Annotated in this window: 12 protein-coding genes; all 12 read left to right on the forward strand. The window is 64.9% G+C overall.

What is annotated here, in order from left to right; all coding sequences use genetic code 11:
* The first annotated feature begins 5 nt into the window (after positions 1 to 5).
* The 12 genes from bamB (at position 6) to dnaG (ending at position 13,412) form a co-directional block, all read left to right on the forward strand.
* The gene (gene bamB / locus ADE01S_RS12425) at positions 6 to 1,163 is read left to right on the forward strand and encodes an outer membrane protein assembly factor BamB (RefSeq protein ID WP_062682003.1); all 1,158 of its coding nucleotides are present in this window, start codon (positions 6 to 8) and stop codon (positions 1,161 to 1,163) included.
* Between the two features lie 22 nt (positions 1,164 to 1,185).
* On the forward strand, positions 1,186 to 2,544 hold the full coding sequence (der, locus tag ADE01S_RS12430) for a ribosome biogenesis GTPase Der (RefSeq protein ID WP_062682004.1): 1,359 nt from the start codon (positions 1,186 to 1,188) through the stop codon (positions 2,542 to 2,544).
* 3 nt (positions 2,545 to 2,547) lie between these two features.
* Positions 2,548 to 3,621: a histidinol-phosphate transaminase gene (hisC, locus tag ADE01S_RS12435; RefSeq protein WP_062682005.1), complete on the forward strand. Its 1,074-nt coding sequence runs from the start codon at positions 2,548 to 2,550 to the stop codon at positions 3,619 to 3,621.
* A 156-nt stretch (positions 3,622 to 3,777) separates the two neighbouring features.
* Positions 3,778 to 4,014: an RNA chaperone Hfq gene (gene hfq / locus ADE01S_RS12440; protein ID WP_006218585.1), complete on the forward strand. Its 237-nt coding sequence runs from the start codon at positions 3,778 to 3,780 to the stop codon at positions 4,012 to 4,014.
* Positions 4,015 to 4,098: 84 nt separating this feature from the next.
* The gene (hflX, locus tag ADE01S_RS12445; protein WP_043541532.1) at positions 4,099 to 5,205 is read left to right on the forward strand and encodes a GTPase HflX; all 1,107 of its coding nucleotides are present in this window, start codon (positions 4,099 to 4,101) and stop codon (positions 5,203 to 5,205) included.
* On the forward strand, positions 5,171 to 6,469 hold the full coding sequence (gene hflK / locus ADE01S_RS12450; protein ID WP_062682006.1) for an FtsH protease activity modulator HflK: 1,299 nt from the start codon (positions 5,171 to 5,173) through the stop codon (positions 6,467 to 6,469). Before hflX ends, hflK begins: the two co-directional genes overlap by 35 nt.
* An 18-nt stretch (positions 6,470 to 6,487) precedes the next feature.
* Entirely contained in the window at positions 6,488 to 7,390 is a 903-nt protein-coding gene (gene hflC, locus ADE01S_RS12455; protein ID WP_062682007.1) for a protease modulator HflC, read from the forward strand.
* 263 nt (positions 7,391 to 7,653) lie between these two features.
* Positions 7,654 to 8,811 carry an ATP phosphoribosyltransferase regulatory subunit gene (locus ADE01S_RS12460; RefSeq protein ID WP_062682008.1) on the forward strand — a complete coding sequence of 386 codons (1,158 nt, stop codon included), beginning with the start codon at positions 7,654 to 7,656 and terminating at the stop codon, positions 8,809 to 8,811.
* Between the two features lie 76 nt (positions 8,812 to 8,887).
* Positions 8,888 to 10,183: an adenylosuccinate synthase gene (locus tag ADE01S_RS12465; RefSeq protein WP_062682009.1), complete on the forward strand. Its 1,296-nt coding sequence runs from the start codon at positions 8,888 to 8,890 to the stop codon at positions 10,181 to 10,183.
* A gap of 83 nt (positions 10,184 to 10,266) precedes the next feature.
* A complete protein-coding gene (locus tag ADE01S_RS12470) occupies positions 10,267 to 10,809 on the forward strand; it encodes a phosphoribosyltransferase (protein ID WP_062682010.1) in 543 nt (180 codons plus the stop codon).
* A 307-nt stretch (positions 10,810 to 11,116) separates the two neighbouring features.
* Positions 11,117 to 11,329 (forward strand): 30S ribosomal protein S21, encoded by a 213-nt coding sequence (gene rpsU, locus ADE01S_RS12475; protein ID WP_006218592.1) that lies wholly within the window; start codon positions 11,117 to 11,119, stop codon positions 11,327 to 11,329.
* A 19-nt stretch (positions 11,330 to 11,348) separates the two neighbouring features.
* A complete protein-coding gene (dnaG, locus tag ADE01S_RS12480) occupies positions 11,349 to 13,412 on the forward strand; it encodes a DNA primase (protein ID WP_062682011.1) in 2,064 nt (687 codons plus the stop codon).
* The last annotated feature ends 363 nt before the right edge of the window (positions 13,413 to 13,775 follow it).

A 13,775-nucleotide genomic window follows, 5' to 3' on the forward strand; every position in this document is an offset into this window, starting at 1 on the left:
CTGTAATGCGTAAATTTGCACCTGGCCGTACGTGGCGCGGCGCCCTGGTCCTGGCGAGCCTGCTTGCCCTGGGCGGATGCGGCATGTTTTCCCATGACGACGGCCGCTACGATCCGGCGCCCCTAACCGAATACAAGGCCGGCATGTCCGTGCGGCAAGTCTGGTCCGCCTCGGTCGGCAGCGGATCCGGCCTGGGCTTCGCGCCCACGGTCCTGGGCGATGCCGTCTACGCCGCCACGCCCGACGGCTCGGTCGGCAAGTTCGACCTGCAAAGCGGCCGTCCCATCTGGAAGGCCAAGACTGACGGCAAGCTGTCGGCCGGCGTCGGCAGCGACGGCACCACCACCGCCGTGGCCTCGCCCGACGGCGACGTGATCGCCTTCGACGACACCGGCAAGGTGAAGTGGAAGGTCCGCGCCACCAGCGACGTATCGATTCCGCCCGTCGTGGGCTACGGCATCGTCGTGGTCCGCAGCGGCGACTACCGCATCCAGGCGTTCGACGCCAACAACGGCGAGCGGGTCTGGAACGTGCAGCGTCCCGGCCCCGCGCTGGCCTTGCGCAGCGTGTCGCAGATGGTCCTGGCCGAAGGTCTGGTCATCACCGGCCTGCCGGGCGGCAAGCTGATGGCCATCGCCTCCAACAGCGGCAACGTGCAGTGGGAAGGCACCGTGGCCACGCCGCGCGGCGCCAGCGACCTGGAACGCCTGACCGACGTGGTCGGCGCGCCCCGCATCGCCGGCAACCTGTTGTGCGGCGTGGCCTACCAGGGCCGCATCGTCTGCTTCGACGTCACCGCCGGCGGCCGCGCCCTGTGGGCCAAGGACTTCTCCAGCGTGAGCGGCCTGACCCTCGACGACCGCTTCGCCTACTCCCCGGACCAGAACGGCGTGGTCAACGCCTTCGCCCTGGATAATGGCGGTAATGTCTGGAAGCAGGCCGCCCTGAAGAACCGCCAGCTGACCGCGCCGGCGCTGCTGGGCGGCGCGCTCGCCGTCGGCGACCTGGACGGTTACGTGCATTTCCTGTCGCGCAGCGACGGCAGCCTGATGGCCCGCCTGTCCGTGGGGGGCGGCGCGGTCGTTTCGCCGCCGCAAACCACCTCCCAAGGCGTGCTGGTCCAGACGGGCAATGGCAACCTCGTCCTGCTCGGCGCCAACTAATCCTATAGAAAAGCCTTACACCGTGTCTTTCAAGCCTGTCGTCGCCCTGGTCGGTCGCCCCAATGTGGGGAAATCGACCCTTTTCAACCGCCTGACGCGATCGCGCGCCGCGCTGGTGGCCGATTATTCCGGCCTGACCCGCGATCGCCACTATGGCGAGGGCAGGGTGGGCGAGACCCCCTTCATCGTCATCGATACCGGTGGTTTCGAGCCCGTCGCCAAGGACGGCATCCTGCTGGAAATGGCGCGCCAGACCCGGCAGGCCATCGCCGAGGCCGACGTGGTGGTGTTCCTGGTGGACGCCCGGGCAGGCATCAACGCCCATGACCACGAAATCGCCAAGCTGCTGCGCAAATCCGGCCAGCAGCGCGTGCTGCTGGCGGTGAACAAGGCGGAAGGCATGGGCGCCACCGCCGGCGCCGCGATCTCCGAATTCCACGAGCTGGGCCTGGGGCAACCCTATCCCATCTCGGCGGCGCACGGCGACGGCATCGTCGACCTGATCGAAATGGCCCTCCAGGACCTGGTCGAGCCGCCCGCCGAAGAAGAAGCGGAAGAGGAAGGCGAGCACGATCACCGCATCAAGCTGGCGATCGTCGGCCGCCCCAACGTGGGCAAGTCCACGCTCATCAACACCCTGATGGGCGAAGAGCGCGTGATCGCGTTCGACATGCCCGGCACGACCCGCGACGCCATCGAGATCGATTTCGAGCGCGACGGCCGCCGCTATACGCTGATCGACACCGCGGGTCTGCGCAAGCGCGGCAAGGTGTTCGAAGCGGTCGAGAAGTTCTCCGTCATCAAGACGCTGCAGGCCATCGAGGCCAGCAACGTCGTGCTGCTGATGCTGGACGCCCAGACCGAGATCTCCGAACAGGACGCGCACATCGCCGGCTTCGTGCTGGAAACCGGGCGCGCCGTGGTCGTGGCCATCAACAAGTGGGACGGCCTGGACGGCGAAGCCAAGGAACGCATCGAGCGCGAGTTCCAGCGCAAGTTGCGCTTCCTGTCGTTCGCCCGCATGCACACCATTTCGGCGTTGCGCGGGCAGGGCGTGAAGCCGCTGCTGAAGTCCATCAATGCCGCGCATGCCGCCGCGTTCGCCAAGCTGTCCACGCCCAAGCTCACGCGCGAGCTGCAGGCCGCCGTCGAGCAGCAGCCGCCGCCTCGCAAGGGCATTTTCCGTCCGAAGATGCGCTATGCGCACCAGGGCGGGCAGAATCCCCCGCTGGTCGTCATCCACGGCAATGCGCTGGATGCCATTCCGGACTCTTACCGCCGTTACCTGGAAACGCGTTTCCGCAATGCGTTCGACCTGGCCGGCACGCCTTTGCGCATCGAATTCAAGTCGTCGCACAACCCTTACGCGCAGGAAAGCTGATCCATGAGCCGCTTCTGGAGTCCCGTGGTCGGGACGCTCAGTCCGTATGTCCCGGGCGAGCAGCCCAAGCTTCAGAACCTGGTCAAGCTGAACACCAACGAGCACCCCTACGGGCCGTCGCCCAAGGTGCTCGACGCGATCCGCGCGGCCTGCGACGACGCGCTCAAGCTGTACCCGGACCCGTCCTCCGACCGGCTGCGGCAGGCCATCGCCGACACCGTGGGCGCGCAGCCGGGCCAGGTGTTCGTGGGCAACGGCTCCGACGAAGTGCTGGCGCACGTGTTCCTGGCGCTGCTCAAGCATGAGCGTCCGCTGCGCTTCCCGGACATCACCTACAGCTTCTATCCGGTCTATTGCGGCCTGTATGGGATCCAGTACGAAACGGTGCCGCTGACGGCCGATTTCCGCATCGACGTCGAAGACTACCTGCCCGGCCGCGCCGGGCCGGCGGGCGCCATCATCTTCCCGAATCCCAACGCGCCCACGGGCCGCGCGCTGGATGCCGCCGAGGTCGAGCGCATCGTGGCCGGCAATCCCGACGCCGTCGTCGTTGTGGATGAGGCCTACGTGGATTTTGGCGGAGAGTCCGTCATCCCTTTGGTCTCCCGCTACGACAACCTGCTGGTCGTGCAGACGCTATCCAAGTCGCGCTCGCTGGCGGGGCTGCGGGTAGGCTTCGCCGTCGGCAGCGCGGCGCTCATCGAAGGGCTGGAGCGCGTAAAGAACAGTTTCAACTCCTACCCCATCGATCGCCTCGCGTCGGCGGGCGCGGTAGCGGCCCTGGAAGATACGGAGTACTTTGAGAAGACTCGCCTGGCCGTGATCGAAACCCGGTCGCGGATGACGGCGGGGCTGCAGGCGCTGGGCTTCGAGGTGCTGCCTTCTTCCGCGAATTTCGTGTTCGCGCGGCACCCGGCCAGGGACGCCGCGGACCTCGCCGCCGCCTTGCGCGAGCGCAGCATCATCGTGCGCCATTTCCGTCATGCGCGCATCGACCAGTTTCTGCGCATTACCGTGGGCACCGACGCGCAGTCCGAATTGCTGCTGGCGGCGCTCGCGGAGGTCCTGAGGGCGTGAAGGCCGGGGCGTTCCAGCCGGAAAACTCTGGTGTCACTTTTTGCATCCCGGCCAAGTAGCACGGGCCGGGAAAACCCTGTAGAGTACATGTTTCGGCGTACCCCACCAGTACACAAGTACGCCACCATTCAATAACAAACAAATGGAGCCTGGCCAATGAGCAATAAAGGGCAAACTCTGCAAGATCCGTTCCTGAACACGCTGCGCAAGGACCATGTCCCCGTGTCGATCTACCTGGTGAACGGCATCAAGCTTCAAGGGCAAATCGAATCCTTCGACCAGTACGTGGTGCTGCTGCGCAATACGGTCACGCAAATGGTCTACAAGCACGCCATTTCCACCGTCGTCCCCGCGCGCGCCGTGAATTTTCAGGTGGAAGTCCCTGCTGAGTAATCTCGCTCCAGCTTTACCTTTTATTGCCCGCCGGACGGCTGACGTCGGCGGGCATTTTCGCTTTGGCTCCAATATGGTGCATGTATGCGCGCTTTGATCATCAGCGTGGATCTGGGTGATCCGGACTTCGCGGCCCATGCGGAAGAGTTCGCGATGCTGGCCAAGGGCGCCGGCGCCGAAATCGTGGGCACGCTGACCGCGCGCCGCGACCGTCCCGACGCCAAGTTCTTCATCGGCTCGGGCAAGGCCGATGAGGGCGTGGCCATGGCCCAGGCGCTGCTCGCCGATATCGTTCTGTTCGATCAGCCCCTGTCGCCCGCCCAGCAACGCAACCTGGAACGCGCGTTCAACCTGCGCGTGGTGGACCGCGTCGCGCTCATCCTGGACATCTTCGCCTTGCGTGCCAAGAGCCACGAGGGCAAGCTGCAGGTCGAACTGGCCCAGCTGCAGCATCTGGCCACGCGCCTGACCCGCCTGTGGTCCCACTTGGAGCGTCAACGCGGGGGCATCGGCATGCGGGGGCCGGGCGAATCCCAGCTCGAAATGGACCGTCGCATGATCGGCGCCAAGGTCAAGGTGTTGCGCGAGCGGCTGGACAAGGTCGAGCGCCAGCGGGTAACCCAGCGCCGGGCGCGCGCCCGGGGCGGCGCGCTTTCCGTATCGCTGGTGGGCTACACCAACGCGGGCAAATCCACCTTGTTCAACGCGCTGACGCGCGCCGACGCCTATGCCGCGGACCAGCTTTTCGCCACCCTGGACACGACGACGCGTCGCATCTGGATCGAAGGCGCCGGGTCGGTGGTGATATCGGATACGGTGGGCTTTATCCGCGACTTGCCCCACGGCCTGATCGCGGCGTTTCGCGCCACCCTGGAAGAAACCGTGCATGCGGATTTGCTGCTGCACGTGGTCGATGCCGCCAGTCCCCAGCGGGATGAGCAGATTTTCGAGGTCAACAAAGTGCTGGCGGAAATCGGCGCCGCCTCGGTTCCAACCATTCTTGTATACAACAAGATAGACCGGGCGGGATTGGAACCCAGGGTGGAGCGCGATGCACATGGTACGATTGCGCGAGTATTTGTAAGCGCCACCGAGCGCGCCGGCTTGGACGCGTTGCGCGGGGCAATTGCGGAGACCGGACAGATTGTGGGAAACAATGCCGCGAATTATCAAACTCTTCAATCTGAATGACCCCGGCTGGGGTCGTGGGAACAACAACGGCTCCGAGCCGCCGCCGAAGCGGCCTCAAGGCAACGGAGACGGCCCACCCGACCTGGACGAGGTCTGGCGCGATTTCAACAATCGCATCGGATCCCTGTTCGGTCGCAAGGGCGGGGGCGGGAATAACCGCCCCGGCAACCGCGGCGGCATGACGCCGCCTTCTCCGCGCGGAACGCGTATCGGCCTGGGCGTCGTCGCCCTGGTCGCGGCCGGCATCTGGCTGGCCAGCGGTTTCTACATCGTGCAGGAAGGCCAGGTCGCGGTCGTGACCCAGTTCGGCAAGTACAAGAGCACGTCCCAGGCCGGTTTCCAATGGCGCCTGCCTTATCCCATCCAGAGCCACGAGATGGTCAACGTGTCGCAACTGCGCACGTTCGAGGTCGGCTTCCGTGGCGGCGCGCGCAACAAGGTCCTGCCTGAAGCGCTGATGCTCACGACGGACGAGAACATCGTCGATATGCAGTTCGTCGTCCAGTACCGGCTGCGCGCCGATGGCGCGCCCGATTACCTCTTCATGACGCGCGATCCCGATGAATCCGTCCGCCAGGCATCGGAGACGGCCATGCGCGAAGTCGTGGGCAAGCAGTCGATGGACTTCGTGCTGTACGAAGGCCGTACCGCGGTCGCCACGCAAGTGCAGACCCTGATGCAGCAGATCCTGGACCGCTACCAGACCGGCGTGCAGGTCAGCACCGTCGCCATCCAGAACGTGCAGCCGCCGGAACAGGTGCAGGCCGCGTTCGACGACGCCGTCAAGGCCGGCCAGGACCGCGAACGCCAGATCAACGAAGGCCAGGCCTACGCCAACCAGGTCGTGCCGCTGGCCAGCGGCCAGGCTTCCCGCATGATCGAACAGGCGGAGGGCTACAAGGCCAAGGTCGTCGGCGACGCCCAGGGTAATACCTCGCGCTTCACCAGCATTCTCGGCGAGTACGAGAAGGCGCCCGCGGTCATGCGCCAGCGCATGTACCTGGAGAGCATGCAGGAGATCTTCACGCGCGCCAGCAAGGTCATGGTCGACACCAAGAGCAACAACAATATGTTGTACCTGCCCTTGGACAAGATCATGCATCTGGCCGCCCAGGACGCCAGCAAGTCCAGCGCCGGCAGTATCGGATCGTCGGGCTTGTCCAGCCAGCCTGCCCAGCCGCCGCGCAGCGGCGCGGCGCCGGCGCCTCAGCCTTCCGGCAGCAGCAATAGCAACACGCTGCCCCGCGACCGTACGTCGCGCTAACCCGGAGGAGTCCTGATCATGCAACGTCTCATGCCCATCCTGGTCGGCCTGCTCATCGTGCTGGCCGCTCTTTCTTCCTGCGTCTTCGTCGTGCGCGAGCGCGACTACGCCCTGGTGTTCTCGCTGGGTGAAGTGCGCAAGACCATCAGCGAACCCGGCCTGTATTTCAAGGCCCCGCCGCCGTTCCAGAATGTCGTGACGCTCGACAAGCGCATTCTGACCATCGAAACCAACGAAGCCGAACGCATCCAGACTTCCGAAAAGAAGAACCTGCTGATCGATTCCTACGTCAAGTGGCGCATTGCGGATCCCCGCCAGTACTACGTGTCCACGGGCGGCAACGAACGCGTCGCGCAGGAACGCCTGCAGGCGCTGATCCGCGACGCGCTCAACGCTTCGGTCAACGTGCGCACGGTGCGCGACGTGGTCTCGACCGAACGCGACAAGATCATGGCCGAGATCCTCACCAACGTGGCCAAGCGCGCCGAGCCCCTGGGCGTGCAGATCGTCGACGTGCGTCTGCGCCGCATCGAGTTCGCGCCGGAGATTTCGGAATCGGTGTACCGCCGCATGGAAGCGGAGCGTACGCGCGTCGCCAACGAGCTGCGTTCCATCGGCGCCGCCGAAGGCGAGAAGATCCGCGCCGAAGCCGATCGCCAGCGGGAAGTGATCGTGGCCCAGGCCTATGCCAAGGCACAGGGCGTCATGGGCGAGGGCGATGCCTCCGCCGCGGCGATCTACGCGCAGGCCTACGGCAAGAACCCGCAGTTCTACACGTACTACAAGAGCCTGGAAGCCTATCGCGCTTCGTTCTCGAAGCCGGGCGACGTGCTGGTGGTCGACCCCAGCTCCAGCTTCTTCCAGTTCATGAAGGACCCGTCTGGCGACGCCCTGGCGCCGGTCACCGTGCCGGCCAAGTAAGGCGGCGACGGTAGCAACGCAACGCAAGGCCCCTTGGATTTCCAAGGGGCCTTGCCGTTTTCGGGCGGGCGACGGCGAGGTGCCGGCGTAATGAGGGACGGCTTGCCGGGCGGGCAATTCCGGCTGGCGCTGGCCGCTGAACCATGTACAATACCGCGTAAGCTAGAAAACATTCCGCAGCGGCTGAGCGGGCTTACGCCCCTCAGCCGCTTTTCGTTTGGGCGACGCCCACGCATCACTTGGCGTTCATCAGGTAAACATTCATGGGTAACTGGCTGCTGCCCGAGAGCCTCGCCGACGTACTTCCGGCAGAGGCCCGGCGCATCGAGGAACTGCGCCGCGAACTTCTCGATCTGTACCGCACGTACGGTTTCGAGCTGGTCGCGCCGCCCCTGGTCGAATACATCGATTCGTTGCTGTCCGGCACGGGCAGCGATCTGGATCTGCGTACGTGCAAGCTGATCGACCAGCTGTCCGGCCGCACGCTGGGCGTGCGCGCGGACATGACTCCTCAGGTCACGCGCATCGACGCGCACTTGCTGAACCGCGCGGGCGTTACCCGCCTGTGTTACTGCGGCAACGTGCTGCATGCCCGCCCGGCCGACCTGCTGGCCAGCCGCGAGCTGCTGCAGATCGGCGCCGAAATCTACGGCCATGCCGGTTTCGAGGCCGACCTGGAGATCATCCAACTGGTGCTGGAAACCGTGGCGATCGCCGGCGTGCGCAACCCCCGGCTGGACCTGTGCCATCCGGGCGTGCTGCGCGCCATCCTGGAGTCGGATGCCACCCTGGGCGCGCTGTCGCAGGAGGTCATCCTCCTGATGCGCGAGAAGGACGTCCCCGGCCTGGTCGAGCTGTCGGCGCGCGCGCCGGGCATGCGCGCCGAGACGCTGCAGGCCCTGAAGCTGCTGCCCAATCTGTACGGCGGTCCGGAAGTGCTGAAGGAAGCGCGCCGCGAATTGCCCCTGCTGCCCGGCGTGGTCGCCGCGCTGGATGCGCTGCAGGTCGTGGTGGACGCGATGCCCAACGTGGCGTTCGGCGTCGACCTCGCCGACGTCGGGGGCTATGGATACCATTCCGGCGTGAAGTTCGCGCTGTATGCTGAAGGCTGGCGCGACGCGCTGGTCAGCGGTGGACGCTATGACGACGTCAGCCGCGCTTTTGGCCGGGCGCGTCCCGCCACGGGTTTCAGCCTGGATTTACGCAAGCTGGCGGCGGGTTTGGCGCCGGCGGAACGGGCGCGTGCGGTTCGCGCGCCCTGGGGGCAGGCCCCCGCCCTGACCGAGGCGGTTCGCCGCCTGCGCCGGTCGGGTGAAATTGTCGTTCAGGTATTGCCCGGGCACGAGCAGGATCAGGACGAATTCGTTTGCGATCGCGAGCTGGCGCTGCAGGATGGCGCCTGGACGGTCAGAACGCTGTGACTAACTCCCTCTCGGAAACGAGGGGGCCGCGGGGAGATTTCCGGATTTCCCGAGAAACTCGATATTGATTCGTAACATGAGCAAGAACGTAGTCGTAATCGGCACCCAATGGGGTGACGAGGGCAAGGGCAAGATCGTCGACTGGCTGGCGGAATCCGTCCAGGGCGTGGTCCGCTTCCAAGGCGGTCACAATGCCGGCCATACGCTGTGGATCAACGGCAAGAAGACGATTCTTCGCCTGATCCCGTCGGGCATCATGCATCCCGGCGTCACCTGCTTCATCGGCAACGGCGTCGTGCTGTCCCCGGAAGCCCTGCTCAAGGAAATCGAAGAGCTTGAGGCCGCCGGCCTGGACGTCCGTTCGCGCCTGCAGATCTCCGAGATCTGCCCGCTGATCCTGCCGTACCACGTCGCCATCGACAAGGCGCGCGAAGCGCGCAAGGGCGATGGCAAGATCGGCACGACCGGTCGCGGCATCGGCCCCGCCTACGAAGACAAGGTCGCCCGCCGCGCGCTGCGCGTGCAGGACCTGTTCAATCCGCAGCTGTTCGACGAGAAGCTCGCCGAAGTGCTGGATTACCACAACTTCGTGCTGACCAAGTACCTGGGCGCCGAGGCGGTTTCCGCCAATGAAGTGCGCGACCAGGCCATGGCGCTGGCTCCGGCCATCGCCCCGATGGTCAAGGACGTGTCGAGCAACCTGTTCGCCATGCAACAAGCCGGCCAGCGCCTGCTGTTCGAAGGCGCGCAGGGCGCCTTGCTGGACGTCGACCACGGCACCTATCCGTTCGTCACCAGCAGCAACTGCGTGGCGGGCGCGGCGTCGGCCGGCGCCGGCGTCGGCCCCCAGCAGCTGGACTACGTCCTGGGCATCACCAAGGCCTACACGACCCGCGTCGGTTCGGGTCCGTTCCCCACGGAACTGGTCGACGAGATCGGCACGCGCCTGGCCACCATCGGCAAGGAATTCGGTTCGGTCACGGGCCGTCCGCGTCGCTGCGGCTGGTTCGATGGCGCCGCGCTGAAGCGCTCCGTCCGCCTGAACGGCATTTCCGGCCTGTGCATCACCAAGCTGGACGTGCTCGACGGCCTGGAAACCATCCAGCTGGGCGTGGGCTACCGCGTCAACGGCGAATTCCGCGACGTGCTGCCCTATGGCGCGCATGCGGTCGCCCAGGCGCAACCGGTGCTCGAAGAGCTGCCGGGCTGGAGCGAATCCACGGTTGGCATCACCGAGTACGACAAGCTGCCCCAGGCGGCCCGTCGCTACCTGGAGCGCGTGGCGGAAGTGTGCGGCGTGCCCATCGACCTCGTGTCGACCGGCCCCGACCGCAATGAAACCATTGTGCTGCGTCATCCCCTGAAGGGCTGACATCGGGTTATTATTCGCAAGGCCGCCGCCGGTCTCACACCGGCGGCGGCCTTTTCGTATTTTTAAGCAGGAGATGCTTGCCTATGAGCACGCCGACCAATGATGACAGCCATCTGTGGGTGACGTGGGACGACTACAACCGCCTGATCGAGCGCCTGTCCTTGCAGGTGCATCAATCGGGTTGGAAGTTCGACAAGATTCTTTGCCTGGCGCGCGGCGGAATGCGCGTTGGCGACGTTATGTCCCGTATTTTCGACGTCCCGCTGGGCATTCTGGCCACCAGCAGCTACCGCGAAGCGGCTGGCACCAAGCAGGGCGACATGGATATCGCCCAGTTCATCACCATTACGCGCGGCACCCTGTCGGGGCGCGTGTTGCTGGTGGACGACATGGTCGATACCGGCAAGACCTTCTCCAAGGTCTACGATCACCTGAAGAGCCAATTCACCGAGATCACCGAACTGCGCAGCGCCGTGCTGTGGTGGAAGGGGCATTCCCAGGCGACGCCCGACTATTACGTCGACAAGTTGCCCACGAACCCGTGGATTCACCAGCCTTTCGAAGATTACGACAGCCTGCGCCCGCACCAGCTCGAAGCTTGGATCCGCAAGGGTTCCCAGGGCTGAAGCCGCCGGCCGGCAGGGCGGGGCGCCTGGCGGCCCAGTGCGCCAGACTGTCCCCCCAGTAGTCAAAATGACCTCGGCCATGCTAGAATCGCTGGTTACCGCTAAACCGAACTTGGCTTGTTACTCTTTGGGTAGTCTTTGGGTAACGGAAACGGCCAGCTGGAATCCGGTTCCCTGTACGCGGTGCCTTGGTATGATTTTCATGTCATCGAAGGCTTTTCGCGCTCCTGGATCCGCGCAGCGTAGCTGGTAAGCAAGCCAGGTTTGTCATCAACTTTTGTTACCCTACAAGCAGGCCAATCACTTTATGCCTATCGTTCGACTGAAGGAAAACGAACCGTTTGAAGCCGCTCTGCGCCGCTTCAAGCGCACCATCGAAAAGACCGGTTTGCTCACCGAGCTGCGTTCGCGCGAGTTCTATGAGAAGCCCACGGCTGAGCGCAAGCGCAAGCACGCCGCCGCTGTGAAGCGCCACTACAAGCGCATCCGTAGCCAACAACTGCCCCCGCGCCTGTATTGATTTTTGATTCCCGAATCTATTGATTCCAGAATCATTCATCCAGGATTTGCTCGCCCGAGTCGACGTCGTCGACATAGTCGGGCGATATGTGCAGTTGCGAAAGGGCGGGGCCAACTTGCTTGGCCTGTGCCCTTTTCATAACGAAAAAAGCCCCTCGTTCACTGTCAGCCCCACCAAGCAGTTCTATCACTGCTTCGGCTGCGGCGCGCACGGCAGTGCCATCACTTTCCTGATGGAACACACGGGCGCCAGTTTCCCCGAAGCCGTGCGCACGCTCGCCGGCTCCGTGGGAATGACGGTCCCCGAAGAAAACCGCAGCCCTCGCCAACAGCAGGAATCCGCGCGCCGCAAGGCCGAGGAATCCCGCCATACGCAAGTGCTGGACGCTGCCCAGGCGCATTACCTCAAGCAATTGAGGGCGTCGCCCGCGGCGATCCGCTACCTGAAGCAACGCGGCCTGACCGGCGAGATCGCGGCGCATTTCGGCCTGGGATGGTCCGGCACGGACCGCCACGGCCTGTCGCAGGTCTTTCCCAGCTACGAAGATCCGGTGCTGGTGGAATCCGGCCTGGTCATCGAATCCGAAGACGGCCGGCGCTACGACCGGTTCCGGGAACGCATCATGTTCCCGATCCGCAATGCGCGAGGCAGCCTGATCGGCTTCGGCGGCCGCATCATCGGCAAGGGCGAGCCCAAGTACCTGAATTCTCCGGAGACCCCGCTGTTCTCGAAGGGCCATGAGCTCTACGGGCTGTGGGAGGCGCGCCAGTCCATCCGCCAGGAAGGGCAGGTGATCGTGGTCGAAGGCTACATGGACGTCGTCGGGCTGGCGCAGCAAGGCATCGCGAACGCGGTGGCCACACTGGGCACGGCCACGACGCCGGATCATGTAAAGAAGCTGCTGCGCGCGAGCGACAAGGTGATCTTCAGCTTCGACGGGGACGGCGCCGGACGCCGCGCCGCGTGGCGGGCCCTGCAGGCGTGCCTGCCGGTGCTGCGCGACGACATCGCGATCCGCTTCCTGTTCCTGCCGTCGGAGCACGATCCCGATTCCTACGTGCGCGAGCTGGGCGCGGAGGCTTTCCGCGCCTGCCTGGGCGACGCGGTGGCGCTGTCGCGCTTCCTGCTCGACGAGCTGGGCTCGCGGCACAACATGGACGAGGCGGAAGGGCGGGCGAGCTGCCTGCACGAAGCCAAGCCCTTGCTGGCCGCCATTCCCGAATGCGCGCTGCGCGTGCAGATCGAGCGGGAAATGGCCAAGCTGGTGCAGCTGACGCCCGAGGAAATGGCGCAGGTGCTGGCGCAGCAGCCGGCCAAGCCTTTCGCGCCGGCGCCGCGTCCTGGCGAAGGGGGCGTGGCTTCCGGCCAGGCGCCGGGCCAGGACGGGGCGCCGCCGGACATGGGCTATGACTTCGGCGGGCACGAGTTCCACGACATTCCGGCCGAGGAGTCCGATTACGCGGACTACGGCCATTTTCCGTCCCAGGATGGCGAGTCCGCTGCTCCGGGCGCCGGCCAGGGCGGCCGCCAGGGCTGGAAAGGCAAGAGCGACTGGAAAGGGAAAGGCGACTGGAAGGGCAAGGGCGACTGGAAAGGCGGAAAGGGCGGCTGGAAGGGCCGGCGCGACGACGACGTCGGCGGTTTCGAAGGCCGCCGCACCATGCCTTCGCTGGCCAAGCGCCTGCTGGGCCTGCTGCTGGCGCATCCCGAGCTGGTGGACTCCATGGGAGACCAGCAGCTTGAAGTCATCGACCATGGCCCCCATCTAGGTTTGGTCAGGGACTTGATCATGCTGGCGCAGTCCAGCGGCGCCCGCCATGTCGGCGCCTTGCTGGAGGCCGCGGATCCCGATTCGGACCTGGCGACGGTGCTCAAGGGCCTGCGGGCCGACATCCTGTCCCAGGAAGACCTGCCGGATCCGCAGACCGAATGGGACGACGCGCTGCGCCGCATCGAATTCGATGCGGCCAGGTCCGAAATGACCAAGCTGGCCGCCAGCGGGCTGGCGACCGAAGAGGCGCGCAAACGCTATTTGGAGCTTTCCAGCCGCATCACGGTGCTCAAAGGTGCTGGATTACGCTAAATACGCTAAAATCAAGGGTTTTCCGCGGTGCGGACATTCCCACCGCGGATTTCTGATCCAAGGCGGCAGGCCGGCGGATTGTGGTGTTTACGGTTGATTGGCATTGGATTCGTGCTGAATTTGGTGGTAATCCTGGCACTGCGAGCGTTAGGCAAACGAGTTGGCAGTACGAATGCTTCGGCTGGCGGAATCTATTCCGGCTGCCGGAATCTAATTGATGTAGAGGTTTGGCGCGGCGCCCCGGGATGTCCTCCGGAAATAAAAACGGATGCGCGCGTCAAATTTGTTACATAGTTAATTTAATATAGCTGAGCGGTGAATTCAGGCAGTTCGGCGGCGGTTATCTCCGTGTAGCGTTAGTGG

Origin of the sequence: Achromobacter denitrificans NBRC 15125, from assembly GCF_001571365.1 — a bacterium.
Taxonomy (GTDB): Bacteria; Pseudomonadota; Gammaproteobacteria; order Burkholderiales; family Burkholderiaceae_B; genus Achromobacter; species Achromobacter denitrificans.

Bases quoted from the DNA above. Each gene is read 5' to 3' on its own strand.
- ADE01S_RS12460 (WP_062682008.1), top strand. From the start codon at position 7,654: ATGGGTAACTGGCTGCTGCCCGAGAGCCTCGCCGACGTACTTCCGGCA.
- rpsU (WP_006218592.1), top strand. From the start codon at position 11,117: ATGCCTATCGTTCGACTGAAGGAAAACGAACCGTTTGAAGCCGCTCTG.
- ADE01S_RS12465 (WP_062682009.1), top strand. From the start codon at position 8,888: ATGAGCAAGAACGTAGTCGTAATCGGCACCCAATGGGGTGACGAGGGC.
- hflK (WP_062682006.1), top strand. From the start codon at position 5,171: ATGCCGCGAATTATCAAACTCTTCAATCTGAATGACCCCGGCTGGGGT.
- bamB (WP_062682003.1), top strand. From the start codon at position 6: ATGCGTAAATTTGCACCTGGCCGTACGTGGCGCGGCGCCCTGGTCCTG.
- hisC (WP_062682005.1), top strand. From the start codon at position 2,548: ATGAGCCGCTTCTGGAGTCCCGTGGTCGGGACGCTCAGTCCGTATGTC.
- hflX (WP_043541532.1), top strand. From the start codon at position 4,099: ATGCGCGCTTTGATCATCAGCGTGGATCTGGGTGATCCGGACTTCGCG.
- hfq (WP_006218585.1), top strand. From the start codon at position 3,778: ATGAGCAATAAAGGGCAAACTCTGCAAGATCCGTTCCTGAACACGCTG.
- hflC (WP_062682007.1), top strand. From the start codon at position 6,488: ATGCAACGTCTCATGCCCATCCTGGTCGGCCTGCTCATCGTGCTGGCC.
- ADE01S_RS12470 (WP_062682010.1), top strand. From the start codon at position 10,267: ATGAGCACGCCGACCAATGATGACAGCCATCTGTGGGTGACGTGGGAC.